A 5,216-nucleotide genomic window follows, 5' to 3' on the forward strand; every position below is an offset into this window, starting at 1 on the left:
TCCTTGGCCTTGGTGCGGAAGGTGTCGAGGACCGGGTCCATGTGGGGGGAGTGGAAGGCGTGCGACACCGTGAGCCGCTTGGTCTTGCGGCCCTGCTTCTCGAACTCCGCCTCGATGGTGCGGACTTCGGCCTCGTCACCGGACACGACGAGTGAGTTGGGGCTGTTGATGGCGGCGAGGGAGACGCCGTCGGTGAGGTGGGGGGTGATTTCGTCTTCGGTGGCTTGGATGGCGGTCATGGTGCCGCCGTGGGGGGCGGTTTGCATGAGGTGGGCTCGGGTGGTGACGAGGGTTGCGGCGTCGTTGAGGGTGAGGATTCCGGCGAGGTGGGCTGCGGTGAGTTCGCCGATGGAGTGGCCGGTGAGGTAGTCGGGGGTGATGCCCCAGGATTCGATGAGGCGGTACTGGGCGACTTCGAGGGCGAAGAGTGCGGGTTGGGTGTACTCGGTGCGGTTGAGCAGGTCGGGGTCGGTGCCCCACATCACGTCCCGCAACGGTGTCGACAGGTGGGTGTCGAGGGCCGCTACGACCACGTCGAAGGCTTCGGCGAAGACGGGGTAGGTGTCGTACAACTCCCGTCCCATGCCCAGGCGTTGGGAGCCCTGGCCGGTGAACAGGAACGCGGTCTTGCCGCTCTTTCTGGTGCCGGTGGAGAGGGCGGGGTGCGAGGTGCCGTCAGCGAGGGCGCGCAGGGCGTCCCCCAGAGCGGCCGCGTCCCCGTCCGCCACAGTGATCGTGGCGCGGTGGTCGAACGGCGCGCGCTGCGTGGCGAGGCTGTACGCCGTGTCCAGTACAGGCGTGTCCGGGTGCTCGTCGAGGTGGGTCACGAGACGCTCGGCCTGCGCGGCGAGCGCCTGCGGCGACTTGGCGGAGAGCACGTACGGCAGCACCGGCAACGTACGAGCGGAGCCCTGCCCGGCCGGATCGGAACCAGCGGGCTCGGAACCAGCGGGCCCGGAAGACGACTCCGGGGCCGCCTCCTCCGCCGGCGCCTCCTCGATGATCACGTGCGCGTTCGTCCCGCTCACCCCGAACGCGGAGACACCCGCGCGGCGCGGCCGGCCCTCGGCCGTCCAGGGGCGGGCCTCGGTGAGGAGTTCGACCGCGCCGGCCGTCCAGTCGACGTGCTGCGTGGGCCGGTCCACGTGCAGGGTCTTCGGCAGGACGCGGTGCCGCATCGCCTCGATCATCTTGATGACACCGCCGACACCCGCGGCGGCGACCGAGTGCCCGATGTTGGACTTCAACGAGCCCAAGTACAGGGGCCGTTGAGCGGCGCGATCCTGCCCGTACGTGGCGAGCAGGGCCTGGGCCTCGATGGGGTCGCCGAGACGGGTGCCGGTGCCGTGGGCCTCGACGGCGTCGACGTCGGCGGTCGTCAGGTTTGCCGAGGCCAGGGCCTGGCGGATGACCCGTTCCTGGGAGGGGCCGTTCGGGGCGGTGAGGCCGTTGGAGGCGCCGTCCTGGTTGATGGCCGAACCGCGTACGACCGCAAGGACGTTGTGCCCGTTGCGCCGCGCGTCCGAAAGGCGCTCCACGACCAGCAGGCCGACGCCCTCGCTCCAGCCCGTACCGTCCGCGGTGTCCGCGAACGACTTGCAGCGGCCGTCGGCGGACAGGCCGCGCTGCCGCGAGAAGTCCACGAAGCCGCTCGGCGAACCCGACACGGTGACGCCGCCCGCGAGCGCGAGCGTCGACTCGCCCGACCGCAGCGACTGCACCGCCATGTGCAGCGCGACAAGCGACGACGAGCACGCCGTGTCCATGGACACCGCGGGGCCCTCGAAGCCGAAGGTGTACGCGATCCGGCCCGAGGCGACGCTGCTGAGCTTGCTCGTCATCAGGTAGCCCTCGAGCTCCTCGGGCCCCTCACGGTTCAGGTAGCTCTGCTCGACGACCCCGGCGAACACACCGGTCCTGCTGCCCTTGAGGGTGGCCGGGTCGAGGCCCGCGCTCTCCAGCGCCTCCCACGCGGTCTCCAGGAGCACCCGCTGCTGCGGGTCCATCCCGAGCGCCTCGCGCGGTGAGATCCCGAAGAACGCGGCGTCGAAGTCCGTCGCCCCGTCCAGGAATCCGCCGCGGCGCGTGTACGACTTGCCCGCGGTGCCCGGCTCCGGGTCGTACAGGCCCTCGTTGTCCCAGCCGCGGTCGGTGGGCCACTCGGACGTGCCGTCGACCTCGTCACGGACAAGGCGCCACAGGTCCTCGGGCGAGCGCACCCCGCCGGGGAAGCGGCAGGCCATGCCGACCACCGCGACGGGCTCCTGCTGCCCCGACTCCAGGTCCGCGATCTGCTGACGTGCCTTGTGCAGATCGGCGGTCACCCACTTCAGGTACTCGACCAGCTTCTCTTCGTTGGACTGGTTCGACATGCCGGTTCCGTCTCTCCTCGTTCGGTACGGACCTTGTCCGGTGCGGGCGTCGTTCGTGTGGGCGTCGTTCGGTGTGGGTGTCGCTCTGCGCGGTGCCCAAAAGGGCCGGTACGGCCGGTACGGCCGGCACGCGGGGTCAGTTCGTCGGCGCGGACCGGCCGAGCTGGTTGTCGATGAAGTCGAAGATCTCCGACGCCGACGCGGCCTCCAGGGACTCGGCCACGTCCGGGCCGCCCCCGTCCGGTTCCTGCGCGGCCTCACCGAGCCGTGCGAGCAGCTGCCGGAGCCGCACGGTCACCGTCGACCGCAGCGCGTCGTCACCCCCGCCGCCGTCGGCCAACGCCGCCTCCAGACGGTCGAGGTCGGCAAGGGCCGGGGCGGGCGCCCCCGCGTCGGCCGGGGCGAGCCGGCCGAGCAGCCAGTCGCTGAGCGCCACCGGGCTCGGGTGGTCGAAGACCAGCGTCGCCGGCAGCTGCAGTCCGGTCAGCGCGACCAGCCGGTTGCGCAGGTCGACGGCGGTCATCGAGTCGAACCCGAGCTCCTGGAAGGGCCGTTCGGCGTCCACGGCGTGCCCGCCCGCGTGTGCGAGGACCGCCGCGATCTCCGCCCGTACGAGGTCGAGCAGCGTCGTACGCCGCTCCGCGTCGGGCAGCGCGGCGAGCCGGGCGCCCAGCGCGTCACCGGCGCCGCCCCCGGACCGTGCCGTGGGCCGCTGCGGTGTGCGCACCAGGCCCTGGAACACGGGCGGCACCTGACCGTGCGCCCGCATCGCCGCAAGGTCCACGGGCAGCGCCACGAGCTGGGCCTCGCCGTCGGTGAGCGCGGCCCGCAGCAGGTCCGTCGCCTCGGCCGGGGCGAGCCGCCGGAAGCCCTCCCGTTCGTAGCGCTTGAGGCCCGCCTCGCCCAGGCCCGCGTTGATGCCGTCGTCGACCTCCCACAGCCCCCAGGCGATGGCCGTCGCCGCGAGCCCGGCCGCCGCGCGATGGGCGGCGAGCCCGTCGAGGAAGGCGTTGGCGGCCGCGTAGTCGGCCTGACCGGGGCCGCCGACGACGCCGACGCTGGACGAGAACAGTACGAACGCTGTCAGGTCCAGGTCGCGGGTGAGTTCGTGCAGGTGCCAGGCGGCGTCGGCCTTGGGCCGAAGGACCGCGTCGAGGCGCTGCGGCGTCAGGTCGGCCACCAGACCGTTGTCGAGGACCCCCGCGGTGTGCACGATGCCGGTCAGCGGGTGTTCGGCGGGGATGTCGCGCAGTACGGCGGCGAGGGCGTCGCGGTCGGCGGCGTCGCAGGCCACCAGGGTCACCGTGGCTCCGTGGGCGGCGAGTTGGGCGCGTAGCTCGTCGGCGCCGGGGGCGTCGGGGCCGCGCCGGCTGAGCAGCAGCAGATGCCGTACGCCGTGCTCGGCCACCAGGCGGCGGGCGACGATCCGGCCGAGGGCGCCGGTGCCGCCCGTGACCAGGACGGTGCCGTCCGGGTCCCAGGCCACCGTCGACTCCGCCGTCAACGCCCCGGCGGAGCTGCGCTGCAGCCGCGGCAGCCGGACGCGCGCACCGCGCAGGGCGGCCTGCGGCTCACCGGCGGCCACGATCGAGGCCAACTGGCCCTCCCAGGGCGCCGGTTCGCCACCTGCACCCGAGCCGGGGCCTTCGGACAGCGGCTCCAGGTCGACGATGACGATCCGGCCGGGCGCCTCCGCCTGCGCCGACCGCAGCAGCCCCCACACCCCGGCACCCGCCGGGTCCGGCACGTCCTCGATGCCGGTACTCACGGCACCCCGGGTGAGCACCACCAGGGGCAGCCCGGCGAGCCGCTCGTCGGCCAGCCACTCCTGCACCAGCGTCAGCATCCGGTGCGTACGGCCGTGCAGACCGCCCACCACATCGCCGTCCGGCCCGGCGTCGGGCAGCGCCCACAGCCGTACGGCGTCGACCGGCGCACCGGCCGCCACCGCGGCACCCGCGGCGGCGACATCGGCGAACGCGGGACCCGGCACGTCGGCGCCCGCAGCGCCGAGCACACCCCAGCGCGGCGCCCGCTCCGGCTCCGGCAGCGCGCCCGCACCCCATTCGAGGCGGAACAGCGGCAGCACCGAACTGCCCGTGGTGACGAACCCGCTGTCCGGAACGTCATGGAACACAAGGCGCCCCACGGTGAGCACGGGCTGCCCCGAAGGGTCGGTCAACTGCACCCGGACGGCACCGTCGCCGAGCTCCGCGGCGCGCACCGCCACCGCCGTGGCACCGCCGGCCCGCAGCCGGACGTCGTGCCACTCGGCGGGCACCCGCACCGTCCCCGGCTGCGCGGCACCCACCGCCGCCACCACGTCGGGCGCCCGCACGGCCAGGTCGAGCAGCTCCGGGTGCAGCCCGTACTGTGCCGCCTCCGGCTGCCACTCCTCCGGCAGCTCCACCTGCGCGGCCGTACCCGCCAGGGGCTCCGCGGCCGAGTCGCCGAGGGCCACCGGGTCGTCCGAGGTCAGGAACCCTTCGGCGTGCGTCACCCACGGCCCGTCCGCGCCCACGGCACGCGTGTGCAGCGCGAACGACCGCCGCTCCGCGTCGTCCACCGGGGCAACGGCGAGCTGCACCTCCAGGGCACCGCCGCGCGGCAGCACCACCGGCGTGTGCAGGGTGAGTTCGCCGATCCCGGTGCCGTCCAGCTCGTCCCCGGCCCGTACGACCAGCTCGACCAGACCGGCGACCGGAAGCACCGGGCTCTCCAGGACCGCGTGCCCGGCCAGCCACGGCTGGCCGCGCAGCGAGATCTGCCCGGTGAACAACACGCCCTGCCCGCCCGCGAGTTCGAGCTTCGCGTCGAGCAGCGGATGCCCGAGACCCCCCGCCC

2 protein-coding genes are annotated in these 5,216 nt (G+C 73.8%); both read right to left on the reverse strand.

The features are described 5' to 3' along the window. The coding region (locus GUY60_RS33940) for a type I polyketide synthase (RefSeq protein WP_161704936.1) at positions 1-2,372 on the reverse strand (2,372 nt) is incomplete at its 3' end. Between the two features lie 136 nt (positions 2,373-2,508). Next, positions 2,509-5,216 (reverse strand): type I polyketide synthase (locus tag GUY60_RS33945; protein WP_161704938.1); only part of this gene is annotated, 2,708 nt, incomplete at its 5' end.

Source organism: Streptomyces boluensis (genome assembly GCF_009908195.1).
Classification (GTDB): Bacteria; Actinomycetota; Actinomycetes; order Streptomycetales; family Streptomycetaceae; genus Streptomyces; species Streptomyces boluensis.